The organism is Streptomyces sp. NPDC090045 (assembly GCF_044747975.1).
Classification (GTDB): domain Bacteria; phylum Actinomycetota; class Actinomycetes; order Streptomycetales; family Streptomycetaceae; genus Streptomyces.
In genome coordinates, this window is record NZ_JBIVFA010000004.1 from 241,952 (window position 1) to 265,482 (window position 23,531).

The window sequence follows — 23,531 nt, forward strand, 5'->3', positions numbered from 1 at the left end:
GCACAGCCATGACCAACCCCATGCATATCGCCGATCAGGAGCAGCAGCAGGAGTACGACTACGTCGTCGTCGGCGGCGGCACCGCCGGCTCGGTGATCGCCTCCCGCCTCACCGAGGACCCGGACGTGACCGTCGCCGTCATCGAGGGCGGGCCCAGCGACGTCGACCGCCCCGACGTGCTCACCCTGCGCCGCTGGATGGGCCTGCTCGGCGGCGAGCTCGACTACGACTACCCCACCACCGAGCAGCCCCGCGGCAACTCGCACATCCGCCACAGCCGCGCCCGCGTCCTCGGCGGCTGCTCCTCGCACAACACCCTCATCGCCTTCAAACCGCTCCCGTCCGACTGGGACGAGTGGGAGCAGGCGGGAGCCGAGGGCTGGGACGCGGCCGCCATGGACCCGTACTTCGACAGGCTCCTCAACAACATCGTCCCGGTGGCCGAGAAGGACCGCAACGCCATCGCGCGCGACTTCGTCGACTCGGCGCAGACCGCCCTCGGCGTCCCGCGCGTCGAGGGCTTCAACCGGAAGCCCTTCCACGAGGGCGCCGGCTTCTTTGACCTCGCCTACCACCCCGAGGACAACAAGCGCTCCTCCGCGTCGGTGGCCTACCTCCACCCCGTCATGGACGAACGCCCCAACCTCCGGATCCTGCTGGAGACCTGGGCCTACCGCCTGGAACTCGACGGCACCCGGGCGCGCGGAGTCCGCGTACGGGCCTCGGACGGCACGGAGTCCCTGGTCACCGCACGCCGCGAGGTGCTGGTGTGCGCCGGCGCCGTGGACACCCCGCGGCTGCTGCTGCACTCGGGCATCGGCCCGCGCGCGGACCTCGAAGCCCTCGGCATCCCGCCGGTGCACGACCTGCCCGGGGTCGGGGAGAACCTGCTCGACCACCCCGAGTCGGTGATCGTCTGGGAGACCGACGGCCCGATACCGGAGAACTCCGCGATGGACAGCGACGCCGGGCTGTTCGTCCGGCGCGACCCCGAATCCGCGGGGCCCGACCTGATGTTCCACTTCTACCAGGTCCCCTTCACCGACAACCCCGAGCGCATCGGCTACGAACGCCCCGCGCACGGCGTCTCGATGACCCCCAACATCCCGAAGCCGCGCAGCCGCGGCCGGCTCTACCTCACCAGCGCGGACCCCGAGGCCAAACCGGCCCTGGACTTCCGCTACTTCACCGACGAGGACGACTACGACGGCCGGACCCTCGTGGACGGCATCAGGCTCGCCCGCGAGATCGCCGCGACCGAGCCGCTGGCCGGCTGGCTGGGGCGCGAGGTGTGCCCCGGCCCGGAGATCACCGGCGAGGAGGAACTGAGCGCCTACGCCCGCTCCGTCGCGCACACCGTCTACCACCCGGCCGGCACCTGCCGGATGGGCGCCGCCGACGACCCCGGGGCCGTCGTGGGCCCGGACCTCAAGATCCGCGGACTCGACGGCATCCGCATCGCGGACGCCTCGGTCTTCCCGACGATGCCCGCGGTCAACCCGATGATCGGAGTGCTCATGGTCGGCGAGAAGGCTGCCGAACTGCTCGCCCGGGACGGTGGTACCCGATGACCACCACCGCCGCCGCATCCGCCACCCCCACCGGCCCCGCCGCCGGTCCGGCCGCGCCCCCCGTCTTCTCCGTGGACGGCCTCTGGAAGGTCTTCGGCCCCGACAAGGCCGCCGTGAAGGTCCCCGGCTCCACCGAAGCCGACCTGCCCGCCGGCGAACTGCGCGAGCGCACCGGCTGCACCGCGGCCGTCCGCGACGTCACCTTCGACGTCCGCAAGGGTGAGGTCTTCGTCGTGATGGGCCTCTCCGGCTCCGGCAAGTCCACCCTCGTACGCTGCCTCACCCGGCTCATCGAGCCCACCGCCGGAAGCCTCGCCATCGACGGCGAGGACGTCCTCGCCATGGACGCCACCCGGCTGCGCGCCCTGCGCCGCCACCGCGCCGCCATGGTCTTCCAGCACTTCGGCCTGCTCCCGCACCGCACCGTCCTCGACAACGTGGCGTACGGACTGGAGATCCAGGGCGTCGGCCGCGGCGACCGCCGGAACAAGGCCGCCGAACTCGTCGCCAAGGTCGGCCTCGAAGGCCTGGAGGACCGGCGCCCCGGGCAGCTCTCGGGCGGCCAGCAGCAGCGCGTCGGCCTGGCCCGCGCCCTCGCCGCCGACCCCGAAGTACTGCTGTTCGACGAGCCGTTCAGCGCACTCGACCCCCTCATCCGGCGCGAGATGCAGGAGGAGGTCGCCCGGCTCCACCACGCGGAGGGCCGCACCATGGTCTTCATCACCCACGACCTCGCCGAGGCCCTGCGTCTGGGCGACCGGATCGCGTTGATGCGCGACGGCCGCATCGTCCAGCTCGGCACGCCCGAGGAGATCGTCGGCTCGCCCGCCGACGACTACGTACGGGACTTCGTCCGCGACGTCCCCCGCGAACAGGTGCTCACCGTCCGCACCGCGATGCGCCCCGCCACTGCGGGCGAGGCCGAGCAGGGACCCGCGCTGGCCCCCGCCACCACCGTGGCCGAGGCCATCCAGGCCGTCGCCCTCGGCGGCGGTCCGGCCCGCGTGGTCGACCACGGCCGCTGCCTGGGCGTCGTGGACGACGCGGGGCTGCTCGCCGTCGTCGCCGGGCTCCCGGCCACGACCGGACGGGGGGCGGCGGCATGACCGGCCCCGTCCGTTCCGAGGTCCCCGTCCCCGATGCCCGGAGGTGGTGCGCATGACCGCGACCCCGACCCCGACCCCGACCCACACCCCGCCCGACCCCCGCGGCGCCGCCCCCGCGCAGGCCCCGCGGTCCGCCGGACGCTCCACCGGCCCGCGCCCCTCCCGTACCGTGCCCGCTGCGCAGGACCGCCCCCGCAGAGCCCTGCCCGGCTTCGCCGGGCGCCGCGGACTCCTCGTGCCGATGGGCGTCGCCGCCGCCCTGCTGATCCCGCTCGCCGTGGCCTTCCCGGGCGCCAGCAGCTGGCCCGCGTCCCTCGCCGTCGACCTGTCCGGCCCGCTCGGCCGCGCCGGCGACTGGATCATCGACCACCGCGACAGCCACTGGCTGTTCCTCTACGGCTTCGGCCACGTCAGCAACGCCGTCGTGGTGTCCGTCCGCGCCGTGTACGTGCTCCTCCTCGCCGCCGGATGGACCGGGGTCACCGCCCTGGCCGCCCTGGTCGCCTGGCGCCTCGCCGGCATCCGGCTCGCCCTGACCTGCGCCGCCGCCTTCGCCGCCTGCGGACTGCTCGGCATGTGGGTGCCGACCATGCAGACCCTCGCGCTGATGGTCGTCGCCGTCGCCGCCTCCGTCGTACTCGGCGCCCTGCTGGGCCTCGCGGCGGGGCTCTCGCCGCGCGCCGACCGCATGCTGCGCCCCGTACTCGACACCATGCAGATCCTGCCGGCCTTCGCGTACCTGCTGCCGATGGTGCTGGTCTTCGGCATCGGCGTGCCCGCCGCCGTCCTCGCCACCGTGGTCTACGCAGCCCCGCCCATGGCCCGCCTCACCGCCCTCGGCCTGCGCGAGGCCGACGCCGGCGTGATGGAAGCCGCCGCCTCGCTCGGCGCCACCGGCCGCCAGCGGCTGCTGACCGCCCGCCTCCCGCTCGCCCGCCGACAGCTCCTGCTCGGCGTCAACCAGGCCATCATGACGGGCCTGTCCATGGCCGTCATCGCCTCCGTGATCGGCGCGGGCGGCCTCGGCGACCGCGTCTACCAGGCCCTCGCCTCCGTGGACGTCGGCGCGGCCCTGGCCGCCGGCATCCCGATCGTGCTGCTCGCCGTCGTGCTGGACCGCACCGCCGACGCCGCCGGCCGCCGCCTCGGCGCCGACCCCGTACCCGCCCGCGAACAGCACCTGCTGCGCCGGGTGTTCTCCGGCTGGTACGGCCGCCTGCTCACCCTCCTCGCGGCCGTGGCCGCCGCGGTCGCCGGCCGCATCGCCGGCAGCTCCCTGTGGCCCGAGTCCTGGACCGTCTCCGTGGCCGCCCCGGTGAACGCGGCCGTCGCCTGGATGACCGACCACCTCTACTCCGGCGTACCCGTCGTCGGCGGCACCGCCGACTGGGCCGCGCGCTTCACCGGCTGGATCCTCGACCCGCTGCGCAGCGGGCTCCAGGCCGCCCCCTGGTGGCTGCTCCTGCTCGTGGCTTGCGCGCTCGCCCTCCTCGCGGGCACCTGGCGCACCGCACTCACCGCAGTCCTCGCGCTGGGCGCCGTCGGAGTGCTCGGCGTCTGGGAGGCCTCCCTGGACACGCTCTCCCAGGTCCTCGCCGCCGTCGCGGTCACGCTCGTCCTCGGCTTCGCGATCGCCGTGGGCGCCGCCCGCAGCGCCCGCGCCGAGCGGCTGCTGCGGCCCGTCCTCGACATCTGCCAGACCCTGCCGCAGTTCGTCTACCTCATCCCCGTGGTCGCGCTGTTCGGCGTCGGCCGCGCACCCGCCGCCGCGGCCGCCGTGGTGTACGCGCTCCCCGCCGTCGTCCGGATCACCGTCCAGGGCCTGCGCCAGGTGGACCCGACCGTCGTGGAATCCGCCCGCTCGCTCGGCGCGACCCGCTCACAGCTGCTGCGACAGGTCCAACTACCCCTGGCCCGGCCCGCGTTGCTGCTGGCCGTCAACCAGGCCGTGGTCCTGGTCCTCGCCGTCGTCATCATCGGCGGCCTGGTCGGCGGCGGCGCGCTCGGCTACGACGTCGTCCTCGGCCTCGCGCAGGGCGACCTGGCGACCGGCCTGGTGGCCGGCGCCGCGATCGTCTGCCTCGGCCTGCTCCTCGACCGCGTCACCCAGCCCGCGAAGGAGGCCTGACATGCGCGACGCACACCACCGCGGCACCGGCCGCCGACGGCGCGCCGCGGCCGTCCTCGCCGCCGCCACCGGTCTCGCCGTCCTCACCGGCTGCGGGGCCGCCGACATGACCCGCCAGTCCTCCCCGTACGCCGCCGCCGAGGGCGCGAAGACCGTCACCCTCTCCGTCCAGTCGTGGGTCGGCGCCCAGGCGAACACCGCCGTCGCCGCCTATCTCCTCGAACACGAGCTGGGCTACCGGGTGGACACCGTCCAGGTCGACGAGGTCCCCGCCTGGGACGCCCTCAGCCAGGGCCGCGTCGACGCCATCCTGGAGGACTGGGGACACCCCGAGCAGGAGAAGCGGTACGTAGCGGGAAAGAAGACCATCACCCCCGGCGGGGACCTGGGAGTGACGGGCCACATCGGCTGGTTCGTCCCCACGTACTTCGCCGAGGCCCACCCCGACGTCACCGACTGGAAGAACCTCGACAAGTACGCCGACCAGCTCCGCACCCCCGAGAGCCGCGGCAAGGGCCAGCTGCTGGACGGCTCCCCGTCCTACATCACCAACGACAAGGCACTGGTGAAGAACCTGGGCCTGGACTTCGAAGTGGTCTTCGCCGGCTCCGAGGCGGCCCAGATCACCCAGATCAAGCAGTTCGCCAAGGAGCACAAGCCCTTCCTGACGTACTGGTACGAGCCGCAGTGGCTCTTCGACCGCGTCCCGATGACCGAGGTGAAGCTCCCCGAGTACACCGAGGGCTGCGCGGACGATCCGGAGAAGGTGGCCTGCGCCTACCCGCACACGCCGCTGCAGAAGTACCTGAACACGCGCTTCGCGGAGTCGGGCGGAAAGGCGGCCGACTTCCTGAAGAAGCTGCACTGGACCAAGGCGCAGCAGAACGAGGTCTCCCTGATGATCGCCGAGGAGAAACTGTCCCCGGAGCAGGCGGCGAAGAAGTGGGTGGAGCGCAACGAGAACGTGTGGAAGCCCTGGGTGGAGTGACCCCCCTCAGCGCCGTCCCCCTCCCGCCTGACGGGGGAGGGGGACGGCACGCGGTCGTCGCCTCTACGAGGCGTCGTTCGCCCGGCGGCGCCGGTGGTACGCGACGGTGAGGATCGCCAGGAGCGTCGGGGCCGACCGCCGCTCACCCGTGCGGGGAAGCCGGGGACGACCGCAGGACCCGTCTCCCAACGGCTCTACGCGTCCATGGTTCCTTCTCGTCCGGGGGCGGGACCGCTCGTGGGCGGTTCGGGCAGCCAGTCGCGGGTCGGGTCGTACTCCAGCCAGCGGCTTCGCCCCGCTTCCTCAGCGCAGGCGGCGGCGAGGCCGTCCAGCGCCGGGTGTCCGTTCCCGGAGCGCCACAGCAGGGACCAGGCGTACAGCGGCGTGGGATCGATCAGGGGGACGGACCGCAATCCGGGCACCTGCGGCAGTGGCACATCGGCAGGCACCAGCGAGAACCGTCGCGGCTCTTCCGCCACCTCGGCGAGGAAGTGGGCGAGCCCCAGGTTGACGCTCGTGGCCCTGTTCTCGATGCCGAAGCGGTCGGCGAACCGGTGGAGGAAGTCGAGCCGGTCCAGCGCACCGGGTGCCCACAGCACACTGCCCCGCAACTGGTCGGGCCGCAGGGCCGGTTCGGCTGCGAGCGGGTGGTCCGCGCTCAGTACGGCGTCCACCGGTTCGAGGCGTACGAGGCGGTGGGCCAGCCCGGCGGGCAGCGGGGGGTGGACCCGGCCGAAGGCCGCGTCGATGTCGCCGTGCAGCAGCGCCCTCGTCACCGACGGCAGGTCGCGCCCGTGCCCCAGCGTCAGTTCCCCGGCCCTTCCGGCGACTTGGGCCAGCGTCCGCATCGGCGCGTACAGGTGCCCCCAGACGTCCACGCGCAGCGGATGTTCCCGCCCGCACACCGCCGCGACCGCGGCGTCGGCGGCGGCCACGGTCTGCCGGGCCGGCCCGAGGAAGCGCAGTCCGGCCTCGGTGAGGCGTACTCCGTTGCCGCCGCGCCGGAACAGCTCGGTGCCGAGCAGGGATTCCAGCCGCGCGATCCTCTTGGACAGTGCTTGCTGGGAGATCGCGAGCGTCCCCGCCGCCCGGCCGAAGTGCAGTTCCTCGGCGGTGCGCACGAAGGCACGTACCTGCGCCACGTCGAGATCCATGGCTCCCACCATAGGCGACAACCAAAAGTTGTCGGCTGTGCTCGTTCGTTGTTGGATCGCGGGGCGGCCGAGGCGGTTGCATCCTCTCCATGCAAAGACTGATTCCCACGGGAGAAGCGGCGCGCCCGGTCGCCTTCGCCGACGCCTCCCAGCCCGTGCCCGAGCCCGGTGAGGCCCTGATCAAAGTCGAGGCGTTCGCCCCGAACCGGGGCGAGACGTTCCTCCTCGAACGACCCCGGCCCGACCTGCTGCCCGGCAAGGACGTCGCAGGGCTCGTCGTACAGGCGGCGGCCGACGGCTCCGGCCCCGGCATCGGCACCCGCGTGGTCGGGCACCCGGCGCAGGGCGGCTGGGCCGAGTACGCCGCCGTGCCCACGCACTCGCTCGCGGTGCTCCCGGACGGCATCGACAGCGCACGGGCGGCGGCCCTGCCACTGGCCGGGATCACCGCCCTGCGGCTGCTGCGCACGGCCGGTTCCCTGGCCGGCCGGCGGGTACTGCTGACCGGCGCCTCGGGTGGCGTCGGCCACTACGTCACCGAGCTCGCCGTAGGGGCCGGAGCCGAGCTGACCGCGGTGACGGCCACGCCGGAGCGCGGCGCGCGGCTCGCGGAACTGGGCGCGAAGGTGGTGCACGACGTCGCGGTGGCCGCGGGACCGTTCGATGTCGTATTGGAGTCCACGGGCGGGCCGGATCTGGCAGTTGCCCTGTCGAAGGCCCGCCCGGGCGGCCTGCTCGTCTGGTTCGGCCAGGCGAGCCGCACCCCGGTGTCCCTCGACTTCTTCCAACTCCTCGGCGGGCCCGAGCGGGTGACGATCCAGCACTTCCACTACGCCGGCGCCCCGTACGGACCCGATCTGTCGGCGCTGGTGAGCCTCGTCGAACAGGGCCGGTTGCATCCGGAGATCGGCCGCGTCGCCGACTGGGGGCACACCGCCGAAACCCTGGTCGACCTGCGCGAGCGCCGGATCCGCGGCAAGGCCGTCCTGCTGACGGGAGGAGCACGATGAGCCCCGTCGAGTTCGCCGCCGCGCAGTGGACCCGTGCCACCGGTGCGGGCGTGGACCCGCACGAGTACCGGCGCGTCACCGATGGCCTCACCTCCGTCGCCGACTGGGGGCCGGCCTTCCACCGCACCGGACACGACTACCTGCGGCGTGCGCAGGACGCGGGATCATCACGCTCCGCGGGCGAGTACCTGCTGATGGCGGCCCGGTGGTTCCACCTGGCCACCCTGGCGCCGTACCCGGACGCACATCGTGCTGCCGGCGAGGCGGATCACGCCCTGGGCAGAGCTCTCACCGTGCTGGAGCCCGGTGCGCGGCGGGTGAGCAGCGAGGGGTTCACCGGCTGGCTGCGCGGCCCCTCCGACGCGCCGGGGACCGTGGTCGTCGTCCCCGGCCTGGACTCGGCCAAGGAGGAGTTCCTCGATCTCGTGTCCGCGCTGCTGGCCAGAGGGCTCGCGGTGTTCGCGATGGACGGCCCCGGACAAGGCGTGCTCGCGGCCACCACGACCTTCGTGCCGGACTACGAGCGGATCGTGGGCCGGGCCGTCGACGCCCTCGGCGCCGCACGCATCGGGCTCGTCGGCCTGAGCCTGGGCGGCTACTTCGCGGCCCGGACCGCGGCGCTGGAACCGCGCGTGGCGGCCGTCGCCACCGTCAGCGGACCCTTCCGCCTCGACTGGGCGGAACTGCCTCCGCCGGTACGGGAGATCATGGCCCAACGCGCCGGAGGAGCCGACGCCGCCCACGCGTTCGCTCGCCACGTGGACCTCGCCGCCCTGGCACCCCGCATCGCGGCCCCACTGCTGGTGGTGGACGGTGGTCAGGACGTCATCCCCGGCGTGACGAACGGCGAGCCCCTGGCCGGCCTGGCGCCGCACGGCACTTACCTGTCCGTCCCGCACGGCGACCACCTCCTCGGCAACGCGCGGCCGGACTGGCTGCCCCGCCTCAGCGACCACATCGCGCATGCCCTGAGGGGGACACCGGCATGAACCGCCCGCTTCCGTGACGCCTCCACGCGTACTCAAGCCAAACATCACTCAACGTGTTTACCGCTCCCCGTATGGGAAACGCTGAGTAGCTACAAGACGTAAGGGTCAAGGCGAAAGGCGGGAATTCATGTCCGTGAGCATCGGAATCATCCTCGCCGTGGTGACGGCGGTCATCGCTGCGATCGCGCTCGCCCCGGCGGTGGCACCCGCGGAATCCGACGGAGGCGCAGCCCGGTCCCGTGACGAGGACGCGCGCAGCTCCGGTCGGAGCCGGCGTCATCCCCGCAGGCTGCGCCACATCCCACCGCAGCAGACCGGGGACCGCAGGCGAAGCTTCGGCTGACCGGCGGCCACTGCCCGGCCCGCAGGGGGCCCGCGGCCATCGCGGGCCCCCTGGCCGGTGTTACGCCATCGCGCCGAAAGCCGGGGGCGACAGGGGGCGGTGGATCAGGGTTCTGGGAGGTGCGATCGGAGGTGCGATCGGAGGTGGCTGGGCAGGGCGGCGGTTCCGCGGCTCACAGCGCCCCCCGTACAGGAGGAGGACGGCCGCGAGCATCGGAGTACAGGTCAGGAGCATGAACGTCATGACGTCGCCTGCGCCGTCCGAGAGACGGCCCGGTCCGGCGGCCGCGTCGCCGCACCGGCCGCGTGCAGGAGGCGTTTCACGGTCCGGGAGCGGTTCACGAGCCTGAGGCGGCGTCCCTGCCGGGGCCACCATTCGAGGACGGCCAGGAAGCCGGAGTCGGCGAAGGTGACGCGGGAGGCGTCCAGTACGAGGCCGGTGTAGCCGTCGTCCGCCGCCGAGGCCAGGAGGGCCCGCAGCGGGGCGGCACTGAAGTGGTCGATCTCCCCACGGAGGCCGACGACCAGCGTGGCGCCGAGGGTGGTGCAGGAGTGGACGACTATGCCGCCGGGCGCGGTGTCAGCGCCCGAGTCGTGCACGGTGGGAGGGGCCAGGGGTGCGAGGGCGGCGGGCAGTATCGGGGCGGTGCTCGAGGTACTCACATCCGTGTCAACGGTTCCCACCCGGTGCCGGGAAACGTGCCGGGTGATCCATTCACCCCATGTGACCAGTGGTGATCCCCGACAGGAGGAAGGCTTCCACCCGGACGAGGCGTCAGACGGCCGCCACACGGCCGGCCTTCGCGGCGACGCCCGCCCTGGTCTGCCCGGCGGACGTAGCGTGGCCCCATGCAGTCGCCCCCGGTGTCCTGGACCGCCGCAAGCGCCCGCCGGACGCACCGGCAAGGACTCCTCGCCCCTGCCGCGACCGCCGCGACCTCGCCCGCCGACATCGCCGGGCGGATGCTCGGCGCACACGCCCAGGTGATGTCCGCGGCGGAACTCTCCATCGCACTGCGCCTGGACTCCGCGACCCGCACCGACGTACGCGACGCACTGATCGGCTCGTACGGGAGCGGCCCGGGGCCCCGACCGGGCACGCTGGTCAAGACCTTCGGGCCGCGCGGCACCATCCATCTGCTGCCCGCCGAGGACCTGCTCTGGTGGACCGGCGCCCTCTCCGCCCTGCCTGCGCGCGCCGGCACCTTGAGCCCCGAGGCCCGGATGACGGCCGCCCAGACGGACGAGGTGCTCGCGGCGATCGGCGAAGCGTTGACCGGCGCCGAACTGACGGTGGACGAACTCACCGAGGCGATCGTGGCACGGACCGGTGCCTGGGCCGCGGACCCGGTCATGCCCGCCTTCCAGACGCTGTGGCCGCGCTGGCGCCAGGTCACGCACACGGCCGCGCGGCACGGAGTGCTGGCGTTCGGCCACGACCGGGGCCGCAAGGTCACGTACACCAACCCCGGCTGCACCCCGGCCCCTCCCACCCGGTCACTGCACGAGCTGGTGAACCGCTACCTGCGCGCCTACGGACCCGCCACCGCCGAGGACTTCGCGGCCTGGCTCGCCGCCCCCAAGAGCTGGGCCGCCACGCTCTTCGCCTCCCTCGCGGAGCGGGGCCGCATCGAGGAGGTGCCCTTCGCGTCCGGCCGCGCCTGGCTCGCCGCCGGCGACACCGCCTTCCCGGACGAACCCGTACGGGGCCTGAGACTGCTGCCCTACTTCGACGCGTACGTCGTCGCCTGCCGCCCCCGCGAACTGCTCTTCCCCGGCTTCGCGGCCACCCGAGCCCTGGCCGGCGGCCAGGCCGGCAACCACCCCGTCCTCCTGATCGACGGTACGGTCGCCGGCGTTTGGCACCAGCGCCGTACGGGCCGCCGCATCGCGCTCACCGTGGAACCGCTGGGCCGCCTGAGCGCGGCCCACCGCCGCGCACTGGACGAACAGGTGGAACGCACGGGCGCCATGCTCGAAGCAACCACGGAACGACGATCCAGGAGGGACTCTGCTTCAATCAGTGGGCACAGTGGAAAATGCGCTGAAAATGTGGCAGGAATGAGGTGCGGCTCCATGGCTCAAACTCGACGAACCCTTATCATTGGCGCTGCCTCGGTCCTTTTACTTGCAGGGTGTGAAAGCGCCGGCGACCCTGATGGTGAATCCCACTTGAGCGGCACCCACATCACCCCGCTGGTGCAAATGGAACCGATCCCGGTGGTTGGTGATCCGCTGGCCGGCGTAGCGGGCCCCACGAGGATTCTGTCCGAGCTTCAATACGGACATCATCGCCTCATCGCCTACGTGAAGGGCGATTCCTGTGGAGTCCTTGCCGCTTCCAAGGATGACTCCGAGGCGAATCCGATTCATCTGGTCTCGAATTGGCCCGTAGGAGGCGGCGGGAGCAACGTCCACCCGCTGGGCCCCTACAACAGCACCTCCGGTGGGGGAGGTCAGAAAATCTGGGCATTACTCCGGTGCAGTGAGAATGCCATGGTGATCGAATATTCCTCCGGAGAGGAGGCCGCTCCAGAGCAGGCTCGCGGTCCGGTCACCGTCGCGCAGGTCACCGACAGTCCGGCAACCTCGCGGATCACTGTGGGGGATCCCGAGGCGCGAAGGCAGATCGAGGACTGGGTGAAGTCGGGAAATCAGGCTCCCGCGAGCCGCGCCCGTGCCGGATGAGAGGGCGCGGCCCCTGCGGCCCGGGTCACGGGGCGGGCGGAGGTGTCCAGCTCGGGTCGCGTCCGCTCAGGCCGACCGCCCGGTCCAGTAGCGCGGCGTCGTCCGGTACGCGTACGACGGGGCCGAAGATGCCGCCGCCGCGGCTCTCGTCCTCGGAGGCCGCCAGGAGGAACGCGTGCGAGGCGTCCAGCGCGGCATGATCGGGCGTGTACACCTGGCCGGTGGCCCGGGCCAGGTCCCAGCCGTGGATGACCAGTTCATCGACGGCCACCGCACCCGCGATGTCGCCGGGCAGGTCCACGCCGCCCGCGCGGGTCATGCCGGTCCAGGCGGCCGGATCCCTCCAGGCCTCGGCGAGCTCGCCTAGGACGCGGGGCAGTTCCTCGCGCCAGTCGGCGGGCAGGGAGGACGCGGTGGGGTCGGGGGCCGTGTCGGTCGTGGGGCCCAGGTCCTTGCGGCCGGCGTCGCGGAAGGCGACCGCGAGGCCTGCGAGGTGGTTCAGCAGGTGGCTGACCGTGTACTCGGGGCAGGGCGTCGGATCGGCGAGCCGGGCGTCCGGGACGCCTGCCGCGAGACGGGCCACGATCCGGGCTTGTGGTCCGAGGTCAAGGGTCGTCGTGCTGGTCATCTGCCGCTCCTTCGGGGCGATGGGTCTGAAGGGTAGACCGGCAGTGACGCCCGAACTCATCGCGACGCGGGCCGAATGTTCAGCCAGCCGGCCAGCCGGCCAGCCGGCCAGCCAGCCAGCCAGCCGGCCTGACACGGCCACGGCTCGGCGCTGGTGGTCAGCGATGCCAATCCTCGCCGGCCTGGGAAAGGGCGCGGTGGAGGTACCCCTCCAGGTCGGCCGCCACCCACGTGCGACTGTCGGTCTCGTGGTCCCAGACGAAGACGTCGGAGCGTTCAGGGGTGCGTACGAAGGCGAATTGATCGCCGCCGCCGCTGTCACCGAAGAACATCAGTGCATCGAACGGCATGTACAGCGCCCTGAAGTCTTCTGCGGTCCGGAACTCCGTATTGTTCCGGCCGATGTGCGCCGCGCTCCAGACGACGTCCGTTCCGTCTTCGTCGACTACCCCGTTGCATTCGAGGAGCAGCTCTCGCAGTGGCGCCGGAAGCGTCTGTCCCAACCGGCGCTCCAGGTCGTGCAGATCCTGTTCGGACGCAGGGTCCTCCACCTCGACACCATCGTACTTTTCTACGAGCTCACGCCACACGTGTCCTCCACAGCCGCATCGTCTCCGTCACCTTGGAGATCGTCTCAGCCGGCTTGCCGTCCGGCCCGGCGGGCGTCCGGCTCGGGGTGGCCGGAACTCATCCGAGGCGGGTGAACAGAGGGCTACGTGCTGGTAACTTGCGGGAGTTGATCAAGGTCGGAGGTGTGGCCGACCACGCTCCCGGCCAGAGCCACCCCCCCCAGTCAAGGAACCACATTGGCACGCACCGTCCGTACGACGGCCCTCGTCTCGACCTCGGCCCTCGCACTCGGCTTCTCCCTCCTCGGCGCCACCGCCCCCGCGGCCGCCGCCGACGCACCCACACCGCACCTGGACTCGATCGAGCAGACCCTGCGTCAGGTCTCGCCGGGACTGGAGGGCTCGGTCTGGGAACGCACCTCCGGCAACCGGCTCGGCTCCTCCACCCCGGGCGGCGCCGACTGGCTGCTCCAGACACCCGGCTGCTGGGGCGACGCCACGTGCGCCGACCGGACCGGGTCGCGCCGCCTCCTGGAGAAGATGCGCCAGGACATCGCCGGCGCCCGCCAGACGGTGGACATATCGACGCTGGCGCCCTTCCCCAACGGCGGCTACCAGGAGGCCATCGTCGCGGGCCTCAGGGAATCCTCCGCGAAGGGCAACCGGCTGAAGGTGCGCATCATGGTGGGCGCCGCGCCCATCTACCACTCCACGGTGATCCCGTCGACGTACCGCGACGAGCTGCTCGCGAAGCTCGGCCCGGCCGCCGCGGGCAACATCACCCTCAACGTGGCCTCGATGACCACCTCGAAGACCGCGTTCTCCTGGAACCACTCCAAGCTGGTCGTGGTGGACGGCAGTTCGGTGATCACCGGCGGCATCAACAGCTGGAAGGACGACTACCTCGAGACCTCCCACCCGGTGAGCGACGTCGACCTCGCGCTGTCCGGGCCCGCCGCGGGCTCCGCGGGCCGCTACCTGGACTCCCTGTGGGACTGGACCTGCCGCAACAAGAGCAGTTGGAGCTCGGTCTGGTTCGCCGCCTCGTCCGGCGCGGACTGCATGCCCTCCCTGCCCCGGCCCGCCTCCCCCGAGGGCGGGGGGAACGTGCCCGCGCTCGCCGTCGGCGGCCTCGGCGTGGGCATCCGACAGAACGACCCCACCTCGGCCTTCCGCCCCGTCCTGCCCACGGCCGGCGACACCAAGTGCGGGATCGGACTGCCGGACCGGACGAACGCGGACCGGGACTACGACACCGTCAACCCGGAGGAGAGCGCCCTGCGCGCCCTCGTCTCCAGCGCGACCTCGCACATCGAGATCTCCCAGCAGGACGTGCACGCCACCTGCCCGCCGCTGCCCCGCTACGACGTACGCCTCTACGACGCCCTCGCCGCGAAGCTCGTCTCCGGCGTGAAGGTCCGCATCGTCGTGAGCGACCCGGCGAACCGCGGCACCATCGGCAGCGGCGGCTACTCACAGATCAAGTCGCTCTCCGAGGTGAGTGACGCGCTGCGCGGCCGGGTGACGGCCCTGACCGGTGACGGCGGCCGGGCGCGGACGGCTCTGTGCGAGAACCTCCAACTCGCCACGTTCCGTGCTTCCGACCAGCCGACCTGGGCGGACGGCAAGCCGTACGCCCAGCACCACAAGCTCGTCTCGGTCGACGGATCGGCCTTCTACATCGGCTCCAAGAACCTCTACCCGTCCTGGCTGCAGGACTTCGGCTACGTCGTCGAGAGCCCGGCCGCGGCCGGACAGCTGAAGAGCGACCTGCTGGACCCGCAGTGGCGGTACTCCCAGGCCACCGCGACGTACGACTACGCCCGCGGCCTCTGCCAGGTCTGACGGCTCGGCCCCGCCCGCCCCGCCCGCCTCGCCCGGCCCGCCGGGCGAGGCGCGCGTCATCAGGCCAGGTGGTACGTGAAGGAGTAGGCGACGGAGGTGTCGCCGTGGCGGTAGGTGAAGCCTCCGGAGCCCGTCAGCCCGGTGAGGTCTCCGGTGGCGGAGCCGGGGACCACCTCGAAGTGGCAGACGGTGCCGCCGGCGTCGAAGCTGCCGCGCTCCTCCAGGACGAAACTGCCCTTGCGGCCGTCGACGCTGCCGGTCAGCAGTTCCATGCCGCTGTAGCTGCCGACGTTCTCCCCGGTGTAGGCGATCGTGTAGTCGCAGGCCGTCTCGGCGGCCTCGATCCCATCGGTGAACGCATTGGTGACACGGGCGTGGGCGAGCCGCGGGACGGCCTCCGCGGATCCGACGGGGTTCTCCTCCCAGTTGGCGAAGGTGAAGCGGCCACCGGTCTCTACGGGCGTGGGCATGGCTGTCCTCTCGGCCGGCCGGACGGTCTGCTCCGCCCGGCGGTTCATCAGGCTGTTCATCAGGCTGTGCCCCAGGCTGGCAGCCGTACCTGACACCTTCTGTCAGGTACGGCGACAATGGATCCATGCGCGCCGACCGGCTCCTCTCCCTGCTCCTGCTGCTGCAGAACCGCGGCCGGATGACCGCGCCCGAGCTCGCCGCCGAGCTGGAGGTGTCCCTGCGTACGGTCTACCGGGACGTCGAGGCCCTCGGCGCCTCCGGCATCCCCGTCCTCGCCGACCGGGGGCCGGCCGGCGGGTACCGGCTGGCCGAGGGCTACCGCACCCGCCTCACCGGGCTCACCGACACCCAGGCCGGCTCCCTCTTCCTGGCAGGCGCCCCCGGACCCGCGCAGGAACTCGGCCTCGGCGCCGACCTGGCCGCCGCCCAGCTGAAGCTCCAGGCCGCGCTGCCCGCCGCCCTCGCCGGACGGGCCCGGCGGATCCAGGACCGCTTCCACCTCGACGCGCCCGCCTGGTTCCGGGAGGCCGACCCCGTCCCGCACCTCGCGCAGATCGCCCAGGCCGTGTGGGACCAGCGCGTCCTGCACGCCCACTACCGCCGCTGGCGCGGCGAGGTACGGCGCGAGCTGCACCCGCTCGGCCTCGTCCTCAAGGGCGGCATCTGGTACCTGGTGGCCGGGGCCGAGGACGCCGTACGGACCTACCGGGTCGCCCGGTTCGTCGCCGTGGACACCGCGTCGGAGGGCTTCGAACGGCCCGCCGGCTTCGAACTCGCCGCGTACTGGCAGGAGTCCACCAGCCGCCTGGACGCAGTACTCCACCAGCAGACCGCCGAGCTGCGCCTGTCCCCGCGCGGACAGCGGCTGCTGCCCATGCAGTTCGGGGCGGCCGGCAACCGGGCGCTCGCCGAAGCCGGCCCGGCCGACGCGGACGGCTGGGTCCGGGTGCTCCTGCCCGTCGAGTCGGAGGCGATCGCCGTCGGCGACCTGCTCCGGCTGGGAGCGGAGGCCGAGGTGCTCGGCCCGCCCGAACTGCGCCGCGCCCTCGCCGGAACGGTGGCCACGCTGGCCGGACGCTACGCCCGGCCCAAGACGTAGGGTGGCGTCGTGATCGAACAGCCGGCGCCGGGGGAGCGGACGTGGAGATCGAGCTGCGCGAGACCGAGGACAGTGATCTCGGTGTGTTCTGGCTGCAGTTGACGGACCCCGGGCTCCTGCACATGGCGGCGATCACCCGGAAGTACCACTACGACCGGGGCCACTTCGACGCGCACTGGGCGAGGGTGCGCCACGACCCCGAGGTGACGCTGCGCACGGTGCTGGCCGACGGGGTGGTGGTCGGGCACGCCGCCGTCTTCGGGCCGCCCGAGGAGCGCGAGGTGACGTACGTGATCGGCCGCGAGCACTGGGGGCGGGGCATCGCCACCCGGGCGCTGGCCGAGCTGATCCGGCTGGAGGACACCCGCCCGCTGCACGCCGGGGCGGTGGCCGACAACGCGGGCTCGATCCGCGTGCTGGAGAAGTGCGGGTTCACCGTCACCGGCCGCGAGCGCGAGTTCGCGCGGGCCCGGGGCGAAGAGGTGGACGTCGTCCTGCTCACCCTGAGCTGAGGCGCCCGGCCCGGCCGCCGCCGGACTCCCACCGGACCTCTCCGTCCCGCAGCCGCCCGGTCGGGCGCAGCCCGCAGCCCGCGGCGACCGCCGCCGAGGCGGCGTGGTCCGGGTGGACGTGCGCGACCAGCCGGTCGACGGGCAGCGCCGTCAGCCAGGCCGCGACGGCCCGGGCGGACTCCGAGGCGAAGCCGTGGCCCTGCCAGGGGGTACCGACGACCCAGGCGAGCTCGGCCACGCCGCGTGCCGGGGTGATCGTGGCCTGGACGGTGCCCACCAGCCGTCCCTGCCCGCGCAGGCGCAGCACCCAGTTGGCCCAGACGGTCGCGGGGTCGGGGGAGCCGGCGGTGAGCCGCTCATAGCGGGCGCGGAGCCCGTCCCGCGACAGCGGCGCACCCCCGGTGAACGCGTGCAGGCCGGGGTCGGCCAGGACGAGGCTCATCTCGTCGGCGTGCGCGGGGAGCAGCGGGAGCAGGTCCAGGCGGCGGGTGGCGAGGGCGACGGGCCGGATCGCGGGCCGGCGCACCTTGGCCGCCGCGCCCGGGCGGGGTACGCCGTCCACGGCCAGGCAGATGCCCAGTACCCGGTCGTGGCTGGTCCAGCCGTTGACGCGGCCGTGGTTGTTGCTGATCTGCACGCGCCGGCGCGGGAGGTCCACCGCCGACACGAGATGCAGGTACACGGTGCCGGAGACCCGGGCGAGGACGATGTCGCCGACCTCGACCAGCGCCGGGTCGGCGGGCGCGACCAGGACCCGCTGCCGGCTGTGGACCAGCGGCACCATCGATCCGCCGGTCGGCCGGAACTCCACGGTCTCGCCCCGGCCGATGCGGTCCGCCTGTGTGTCGAGCATGCCCATCGGGTGAGTCTCCCGGCGCGAGGGCCTTCCCGGCCACCCGATTTCTCCCCGACCCGCTCTGCCCCCACCGCCCGGGCGGTGGCCATGCACGGCAGAAACGGGCCTCAGAAGGGGGGACAGTCGCTGTAGCCCACCGGCTCCGGCAACGGGACGGCGGGGCGCGGCGTGCGCAGCAGAGCGACGGCCTCCTCGGCCCGCCCCAGCTCCACCAGCAGCGCGCCGAGGTCCCGTTGGTGCTCCAGCCGGTCCTCCTCCAGGAGGGCGACGGCCTCCTCCGGACGTCCTGCGCCCGCCAGCAGGTCGGCCAGGCTCTCCACCGCGTACGGGCTCCGTCCCTCCGGGTGCGCGAGGGCCTCCCGCACCGCCTCGTCCAGCCGCCCGCAGGCCGCCAGGAGCGGGCCCCTCAGCCGGAACAGCTCCCATTCCTCCTTCCCCCGCCGGGCCTTGAGGGCGTCCAGGTGGGCGAGGCCCTCCTCGGCGCGGCCCTCGGTGGCGAACAGCCCGCACAGCAGGTTCAGGGTGCAGTCATCGGCGCTGTCCAGCGCGCGCACCACCTCGATGGCCTCGGCGCCCCGCCCGTGCCGGGCCAGCAGCTCCGCGAGCAGGGACGGCGCGTGCCAGCGGTCGTGCGCCGCGTGCTCCCGGTACGCCTCGACCGCGCCCGCCACGTCGCCGCGGGCCTCCAGGAACTCCGCCAGGTGCCGGACGGCTTGGGGCCCGTCCCCGTCCCGGTCCCCGTCCTCGCCCGCCGCGTACGCGCGCAGCTCGTCGATCCGGCCGTGCCGCACCAACAGTTCGGCCAGGGGGTCGCGATTGTTGACCGGAGTGGAGCCGTGGTGGCGCAGCACCGCGACCGCCTCGTCCGTACGGCCCTGCCGCTCGCGCACGGACGCAAGCAGGTGCACCGCGTTGAACGGCTTCCGGTACCGCTCGCCGCATTCCCGGCTGCCGCACTCCGCGCACGGAATCCCGGATGAGAGGCGGGCCTCCAGCAGCGCCGCGACCTCCTCGCCCCGGCCCAGTCCGACGCCCACCTCGACCAGGGGCTCGGCCAGGAACCAGTCGGCGATGTGGGGGAGGAGCAGCTCGTACGCCTCCTCGCCCCGTCCGTGCCGGGCCAGGAGGAGCGCCAGGTCGCGCAGCGCGAGGCGTTCCCCGTCCCGGGCGAAGGGGCCGACGAGGGCGATGGCCTCCCCGCCCCGGCCCTCGGCGTCCAGCAGCCGGGCGGCCTCCTCGGCCGCCGTCCACCAGCCGGTGCCGACGTACGGGGCCAGTACCGCGAGGGCCTCCTCCAGAAGGCCCCGGCCCGCGAGCAGACGCGCCCAGGCGCGGGCGCAGAACCAGTCGCCGTCCTCCGCCAGCGCAAGCGCGCGGACCAGGTCGGCGTGCCCGAGGGCGAGGAGACGGTCCACGAGATCCGGCGGCACGCACTCCTCGTGCATCCGGGTCCGGCGGTCGAGTACGGCGGAGTCCATGGCCGCAGCCTAGGCCCGCGCCGGGCGGGACGATGCGGCGAGGTGCCGGGCCCGGGGCGGCTACGGGGGCTCCACCTCCAGGAAGCGGCGCCGGCGCGGGCCGCGGTACAGGAGGCAGACCCAGCCGTGCCGTTCCAGTACGGCCGCGCAGGCCGCCAGCCGCTCCTGCTCCTCCTCGGCCGCGCCGCCGCCCGGTGGCCCGAGCCAGGTCACCTGCACCCGCCCGGGCTCCGGCCCGGCGGCCACGCGGTAGCCCGTGCGCGTACGCCGCCCCTCCGCGTCCACGGCCGACGGAGTGATCCCCGCCGCCTCCAGTACGAGGGCCACCGCGCGCGCCGGCTGCCGAACCTCCCACGGCGCGGGAACCGCCGCGCCCGCCGGGCCGTTGACCAGACGGCGGATCTGCAGCAGCCCCTCGTACGCCGTGCGCAGCTCCGCCTCCCGCCGGCCGGGCGGCGCCTCCGGGCCGTCGCCGGTCGCGGCCTCGAAGCCCTGCCCCGGTACCGTCATCGCCCTGCCCCCTCCCGGCGCTCGCCGGGCCCGGCTGCCCGTCTGAGTATGTTGCGCCCAACGGCCTGAGTATCCGCCCCGATTCCCCGCCGGGCCGCCGCTGGTCGAATGGGGTCATGACTTCCGACGCCCCGCGCAGCGCGCCCGCCCGCCCGCGCATGCAGCACGTGACCACCGCAGGCTCGGCCTTGGCCGTGGCGCTGGTCCCGCTCGTCGTCGGCGTCCTGTTCGCCAAGGCGATGGCCGCCGACCCGATGACCCCGGTCAACGCCCTGATCGCGGGCGGCGGCCAGCGGGCCGCCCTGCCGCGCGGCGAGTGGAAGAGGCGCGGCCACAGCACCCTGCGCAGGTTCCGCACGGTCCGCCGCGACACGGCCCGCCGGTGCGCCCACGCCTGTGGCCGCCGCCCCTGAGACTCCCGGGCGTCAGGGCGCGAGGGGCTCCTGGAGTTCGGTGACCCACTGGTCCGGGTCCTGCGGGCAGGAGAGGGTCAGCTCCCGCGCGTACCCCGCCGAGCGGTGCCCGTGCGCGTCGATCCACCGCGCCAGGGCCTGCGCGGTCGGCAGTACGCCGTCCATCGAGCCCCGGTGCACCACGGTCGCGGCCCGCTCCACGCCGGGCAGCGTGACGATCCGCACCCCGCCCCCGAGCTGTTCGGCGCGGACCGAGGCCGCCACCGGCAGACCGGCGTGGACGAGGACCGCCGTTCCGGACTCCGAGCCCGGCGCGTCCTCGTAGTAGGCGGTGCCGGGACCGGTCGGGACGACCCCGGCCTCCTCGACGCGGTGGCACAGCTCGTCGTAGAGCGGCCCGATGACCGGCCCGATGTCCTGCGGTTCGTAACTCGCGGCCGTCCCGGTCAGCTCGGCGAGCCGGACGGGCGGAAGGCTCTTCACGACGATGTCGTCGGCAGGCATGGTTCCCTCGTTCTCGATGGTCCGGAGCCTCGCCTCGACCTGGACCAGCCGGGCCGCCGCGGCGGCCATGGCGGTCTCCAGTTCCGCCTGCCGCAGCCGCAGCATGCCGCGCAGCTCCTCCGCGCCCACCCGCTCGTCGAGGATCGTCCCCACCTGGTCGAGGCTGAAGCCGAGTTCCTTGAGCGCGATGACACGGTTGAGGCGGGCGAGCTGCCCGGCCTCGTAGAAGCGGTAGCCGGTGAACGGGTCGACACGTGCCGGGCGCAGCAGTCCGAGGGCGTCGTAGTGACGCAGCATGCGGACCGACACCCGGCCGTGTTTGGCGAAGTCTCCGATGGTGAACATGACGCGCTCCACTACAAGGTCTGACACAGGGAGAGGGTCAAGCGTCGCACCCGGCGCGGAGACGGTCAGCGGCCGTACTGCCGCAGACACAGGTCGACGATGGACGGCGGTACGACCCCGTCCGCGGCCGCGCACAGCTCGTCGGTGCCGGGCGGCGGGGCCGGCCTCCGGCGCGGATGCGCGGTCACGGGCCCCGGCACACGGGCCCGCCGGGGCGGCGTCGCCTTGGTGCGGGCCCGGTCGCGCGAGGGCGCGGGCTCCGGGCCCGGGTCCTGTTCCGGCTCCGGGCCCGGCTCCGCGCCCGCGTCCGGGTCCTGCTCGGCGGTCGTGGGCAGCTTGCCCAGGGGCAGCGCCAGGGGTGTCGGGAGCTCGGGCGCGTCGGCGCGCGGTACGGAACCGCGTACGGGAACCGGAGCCGCATCCTGCGGTGCGACGGACACACAGCCGGCGCTCGCGAGGAGGGCGACGAGGGAGAGGGGCACGGCCCGGCGTAACTGCATCCGACCACCTTGCCGTACGGTGCGGCCCGCCCGGTTCCCCGCCTCACGCGTCCGGGTGACACCGCCCCCGTGGTTGCGGCCGGGGCGTGTGGGAAATTGGAACGGCAGTGCGGGTGACGGGGGAGGCGCGACCTCCGGAGCCCCGCTCCGCCGCGTCCTGCCCGCCGAACGCCCGTACGGAGTGCCCGTCCATGACCTCAGCCGCCGCGCCCGGCAACCCCACGCCGCCCCCGGATCCCACGGCCCGGCCCGCATCCCCGCCCAGGCCCGCCTCGCTGCCCGCGGCCGCGTCTCTGCCCGCTCCCCGGTCCGGCCCGGGGAGCGGACCCGCGCCCGGGAAGGACCGTGCGCCCGGGAAGGACCGTGCGCCCGGGAAGGACCGTGCGCCCGGGAAGGACCCCGCGCCCTGGAAGGGCTGGGCGGCCGTGTGCGCCGTCGCACTCGGGATCTTCTGCGTCATCACCTCCGAGCTGCTGCCCGTCGGGCTCCTCACCCCGGTCGGCGCCGACCTGGACGTCTCCGACGGAACCGCCGGGCTGATGGTCACCGTGCCCGGGCTGGTCGCCGGATGCTGCGCTCCGCTCGTCACCGTCGGCGCCGGCCGACTCGACCGGCGGTTCGTGCTGTGCGTGCTCATCGCCCTGATGGCCGCCGCCAACCTCGCCGCCGCCCTCGCCCCGAACTTCGCCGTCGTGCTCGCGGCCCGGCTCCTGGTCGGCGTCAGCGTCGGCGGGTTCTGGGCGATCGCCGGGGGACTCGCCGTACGCCTCGTCCCCGAGCGTCACGTCGGCCGGGCGACCGCCCTCGTCTTCGGCGGCGTCCCCACCGCCTCCGTGCTCGGCGTGCCCGCCGGCACCCTGCTGGGCGAACTCGGCGGCTGGCGGACCGCCTTCGCGGCGGTCGGCGTCCTCGGCCTCGTCACGCTGACCGCCCTGCTCCTGCTGCTGCCCGCGCTGCCGCCGACCCGGCACGTCACCTTCCCGGAACTGCCCGCCCTGCTCCGCGAGAACCGTGCGGTCCGGGCCGGGGTGATCGTCACCTTCCTCGTGGTGACCGGGCAGTTCGCCGCCTACACCTTCGTCCGGCCGATCCTGCAGGACGTCTCCGGCATCGACGGCGGGTACGTCAGCACGCTCCTGCTGGGCTACGGCCTCGCCGGTGTCGCCGGCAACTTCCTGGCCGGGGCGCGCGACGCGTACCGGACGCTGCTCGTGGTCAGCGCCTGCCTCACCGCGATCCTCGCGCTCATCGCCGTCCTCCCGGGACCCGTCGCCGGGACCACGCTGCTGCTCGCCTGGGGACTCGCGTACGGCGGGGTCTCGGTGAGCGTGCAGGGCTGGATGATCAAGGCGTCCCCGGACGCGCCCGAGGCGGCTTCCTCACTGATGGTGGCCATGTTCAACCTCGCCATAGCCGCCGGCGCGCTCTTCGGCGGCCTCGCCGTCGACGGCATCTCCGCCCCCGCCGCCCCGCTCGGCGGAGCCGCCCTGATGCTCGCCGCCGCCTGTACCGTCTGGGCGACGGCGGTCCGCCGCACCGACAGACGGGATGGACGGGCGGATTCCGGACATCCGGCTTGACCAGGACCCCGCCGGAGGGACAGAGTGCGCCGATCAAGAACCACCGCTCGAGCCGCACTCCGGAGATACGCCAGATGTCCATGTCCGTCCGCTCCTCGCTCGTACCGGCCACGACCGGCGGTTCTCCGGCACTCGGCACCCGCGGCGTCCCCGCCGCCGGTGTGCCCCTGGCTCCCGCCGCCCGGCGGCGCAGAGCCTGACCGGCCGGGTGGGGGCCGGCACCGCACCGCCGCGCCGGCCCCCGTC

The 23,531-nt window shown here is 73.7% G+C and carries 24 protein-coding genes; 14 read left to right on the forward strand and 10 right to left on the reverse strand.

The window, feature by feature from the left end; all coding sequences use genetic code 11:
• The first annotated feature begins 8 nt into the window (after positions 1–8).
• From ACIPYQ_RS13305 to ACIPYQ_RS13320, 4 genes are read left to right on the forward strand one after another with little or no spacing between them, the layout of a single operon-like run.
• Positions 9–1,571 (forward strand): GMC family oxidoreductase, encoded by a 1,563-nt coding sequence (locus ACIPYQ_RS13305; protein WP_401249882.1) that lies wholly within the window; start codon positions 9–11, stop codon positions 1,569–1,571.
• Positions 1,568–2,677 carry a glycine betaine/L-proline ABC transporter ATP-binding protein gene (locus ACIPYQ_RS13310; protein WP_401249885.1) on the forward strand — a complete coding sequence of 370 codons (1,110 nt, stop codon included), beginning with the start codon at positions 1,568–1,570 and terminating at the stop codon, positions 2,675–2,677. Before ACIPYQ_RS13305 ends, ACIPYQ_RS13310 begins: the two co-directional genes overlap by 4 nt.
• 52 nt (positions 2,678–2,729) lie before the next feature.
• The gene (locus tag ACIPYQ_RS13315; RefSeq protein ID WP_401249888.1) at positions 2,730–4,805 is read left to right on the forward strand and encodes an ABC transporter permease subunit; all 2,076 of its coding nucleotides are present in this window, start codon (positions 2,730–2,732) and stop codon (positions 4,803–4,805) included.
• Position 4,806: 1 nt separating this feature from the next.
• Entirely contained in the window at positions 4,807–5,793 is a 987-nt protein-coding gene (locus ACIPYQ_RS13320; protein ID WP_401249890.1) for an ABC transporter substrate-binding protein, read from the forward strand.
• Between the two features lie 194 nt (positions 5,794–5,987).
• On the opposite strand, the gene ACIPYQ_RS13325 is transcribed toward ACIPYQ_RS13320, so the two are convergent.
• Positions 5,988–6,947, reverse strand: coding sequence for a LysR family transcriptional regulator (locus tag ACIPYQ_RS13325; protein ID WP_401249892.1), 960 nt, complete (start codon positions 6,945–6,947; stop codon positions 5,988–5,990).
• An 89-nt stretch (positions 6,948–7,036) separates the two neighbouring features.
• Here ACIPYQ_RS13325 and ACIPYQ_RS13330 point away from each other — a divergent pair, with 89 nt between their 5' ends.
• The 3 genes from ACIPYQ_RS13330 to ACIPYQ_RS13340 all read left to right on the forward strand — a co-directional run bounded on the left by ACIPYQ_RS13330 (position 7,037) and on the right by ACIPYQ_RS13340 (position 9,289).
• Positions 7,037–7,957, forward strand: coding sequence for a zinc-binding dehydrogenase (locus tag ACIPYQ_RS13330; RefSeq protein WP_401249895.1), 921 nt, complete (start codon positions 7,037–7,039; stop codon positions 7,955–7,957).
• The gene (locus ACIPYQ_RS13335) at positions 7,954–8,946 is read left to right on the forward strand and encodes an alpha/beta hydrolase family protein (protein ID WP_401249898.1); all 993 of its coding nucleotides are present in this window, start codon (positions 7,954–7,956) and stop codon (positions 8,944–8,946) included. The genes ACIPYQ_RS13330 and ACIPYQ_RS13335 overlap by 4 nt, the downstream gene beginning before the upstream one ends.
• A gap of 127 nt (positions 8,947–9,073) precedes the next feature.
• Entirely contained in the window at positions 9,074–9,289 is a 216-nt protein-coding gene (locus ACIPYQ_RS13340) for a hypothetical protein (protein ID WP_361759650.1), read from the forward strand.
• Positions 9,290–9,528: 239 nt separating this feature from the next.
• Here the strand turns inward: ACIPYQ_RS13340 and ACIPYQ_RS13345 are convergent, their stop codons facing one another.
• Positions 9,529–9,951, reverse strand: coding sequence for an STAS domain-containing protein (locus ACIPYQ_RS13345; protein ID WP_401249901.1), 423 nt, complete (start codon positions 9,949–9,951; stop codon positions 9,529–9,531).
• A 186-nt stretch (positions 9,952–10,137) separates the two neighbouring features.
• On the opposite strand from ACIPYQ_RS13345, the gene ACIPYQ_RS13350 reads away from it, so the two are divergent.
• A complete protein-coding gene (locus tag ACIPYQ_RS13350) occupies positions 10,138–11,976 on the forward strand; it encodes a winged helix DNA-binding domain-containing protein (RefSeq protein ID WP_401249904.1) in 1,839 nt (612 codons plus the stop codon).
• Positions 11,977–12,001: 25 nt separating this feature from the next.
• Here ACIPYQ_RS13350 and ACIPYQ_RS13355 read toward each other — a convergent pair whose 3' ends face one another.
• Positions 12,002–12,604 (reverse strand): TIGR03086 family metal-binding protein, encoded by a 603-nt coding sequence (locus ACIPYQ_RS13355; RefSeq protein WP_401249907.1) that lies wholly within the window; start codon positions 12,602–12,604, stop codon positions 12,002–12,004.
• Between the two features lie 157 nt (positions 12,605–12,761).
• Positions 12,762–13,193 (reverse strand): SMI1/KNR4 family protein, encoded by a 432-nt coding sequence (locus ACIPYQ_RS13360; RefSeq protein ID WP_401249910.1) that lies wholly within the window; start codon positions 13,191–13,193, stop codon positions 12,762–12,764.
• A gap of 216 nt (positions 13,194–13,409) precedes the next feature.
• Here ACIPYQ_RS13360 and ACIPYQ_RS13365 point away from each other — a divergent pair, with 216 nt between their 5' ends.
• The gene (locus ACIPYQ_RS13365) at positions 13,410–15,017 is read left to right on the forward strand and encodes a phospholipase (protein WP_401249913.1); all 1,608 of its coding nucleotides are present in this window, start codon (positions 13,410–13,412) and stop codon (positions 15,015–15,017) included.
• 59 nt (positions 15,018–15,076) lie between these two features.
• On the opposite strand, the gene ACIPYQ_RS13370 is transcribed toward ACIPYQ_RS13365, so the two are convergent.
• The gene (locus ACIPYQ_RS13370) at positions 15,077–15,487 is read right to left on the reverse strand and encodes a DUF3224 domain-containing protein (protein WP_401249916.1); all 411 of its coding nucleotides are present in this window, start codon (positions 15,485–15,487) and stop codon (positions 15,077–15,079) included.
• Between the two features lie 125 nt (positions 15,488–15,612).
• Here ACIPYQ_RS13370 and ACIPYQ_RS13375 point away from each other — a divergent pair, with 125 nt between their 5' ends.
• Together ACIPYQ_RS13375 and ACIPYQ_RS13380 are read left to right on the forward strand one after the other, a co-directional pair.
• Positions 15,613–16,587 carry a helix-turn-helix transcriptional regulator gene (locus tag ACIPYQ_RS13375; protein ID WP_401249919.1) on the forward strand — a complete coding sequence of 325 codons (975 nt, stop codon included), beginning with the start codon at positions 15,613–15,615 and terminating at the stop codon, positions 16,585–16,587.
• A gap of 41 nt (positions 16,588–16,628) precedes the next feature.
• Positions 16,629–17,099 carry a GNAT family N-acetyltransferase gene (locus ACIPYQ_RS13380; protein WP_401249922.1) on the forward strand — a complete coding sequence of 157 codons (471 nt, stop codon included), beginning with the start codon at positions 16,629–16,631 and terminating at the stop codon, positions 17,097–17,099.
• Here the strand turns inward: ACIPYQ_RS13380 and ACIPYQ_RS13385 are convergent.
• The 3 genes from ACIPYQ_RS13385 to ACIPYQ_RS13395 all read right to left on the reverse strand — a co-directional run bounded on the left by ACIPYQ_RS13385 (position 17,086) and on the right by ACIPYQ_RS13395 (position 19,943).
• On the reverse strand, positions 17,086–17,952 hold the full coding sequence (locus ACIPYQ_RS13385; RefSeq protein WP_401249925.1) for a GNAT family N-acetyltransferase: 867 nt from the start codon (positions 17,950–17,952) through the stop codon (positions 17,086–17,088). The genes ACIPYQ_RS13380 and ACIPYQ_RS13385 overlap by 14 nt on opposite strands.
• Positions 17,953–18,062: 110 nt before the next feature.
• On the reverse strand, positions 18,063–19,433 hold the full coding sequence (locus ACIPYQ_RS13390) for a tetratricopeptide repeat protein (RefSeq protein WP_401249928.1): 1,371 nt from the start codon (positions 19,431–19,433) through the stop codon (positions 18,063–18,065).
• A 60-nt stretch (positions 19,434–19,493) separates the two neighbouring features.
• Positions 19,494–19,943: a hypothetical protein gene (locus tag ACIPYQ_RS13395; RefSeq protein WP_401249931.1), complete on the reverse strand. Its 450-nt coding sequence runs from the start codon at positions 19,941–19,943 to the stop codon at positions 19,494–19,496.
• Between the two features lie 116 nt (positions 19,944–20,059).
• Here ACIPYQ_RS13395 and ACIPYQ_RS13400 point away from each other — a divergent pair, with 116 nt between their 5' ends.
• Positions 20,060–20,356: a hypothetical protein gene (locus ACIPYQ_RS13400; protein WP_401249934.1), complete on the forward strand. Its 297-nt coding sequence runs from the start codon at positions 20,060–20,062 to the stop codon at positions 20,354–20,356.
• A gap of 12 nt (positions 20,357–20,368) precedes the next feature.
• On the opposite strand, the gene ACIPYQ_RS13405 is transcribed toward ACIPYQ_RS13400, so the two are convergent.
• Together ACIPYQ_RS13405 and ACIPYQ_RS13410 are read right to left on the reverse strand one after the other, a co-directional pair.
• Positions 20,369–21,205, reverse strand: coding sequence for a MerR family transcriptional regulator (locus tag ACIPYQ_RS13405; RefSeq protein WP_362233879.1), 837 nt, complete (start codon positions 21,203–21,205; stop codon positions 20,369–20,371).
• Positions 21,206–21,270: 65 nt separating this feature from the next.
• Positions 21,271–21,705 (reverse strand): hypothetical protein, encoded by a 435-nt coding sequence (locus ACIPYQ_RS13410; RefSeq protein ID WP_401249936.1) that lies wholly within the window; start codon positions 21,703–21,705, stop codon positions 21,271–21,273.
• A 191-nt stretch (positions 21,706–21,896) separates the two neighbouring features.
• Between ACIPYQ_RS13410 and ACIPYQ_RS13415 the strand changes: the two genes are divergently transcribed.
• Positions 21,897–23,285 (forward strand): MFS transporter, encoded by a 1,389-nt coding sequence (locus tag ACIPYQ_RS13415; RefSeq protein ID WP_401249939.1) that lies wholly within the window; start codon positions 21,897–21,899, stop codon positions 23,283–23,285.
• A gap of 74 nt (positions 23,286–23,359) precedes the next feature.
• Positions 23,360–23,485 (forward strand): hypothetical protein, encoded by a 126-nt coding sequence (locus ACIPYQ_RS13420; protein WP_401249942.1) that lies wholly within the window; start codon positions 23,360–23,362, stop codon positions 23,483–23,485.
• Positions 23,486–23,531 lie beyond the last annotated feature (46 nt).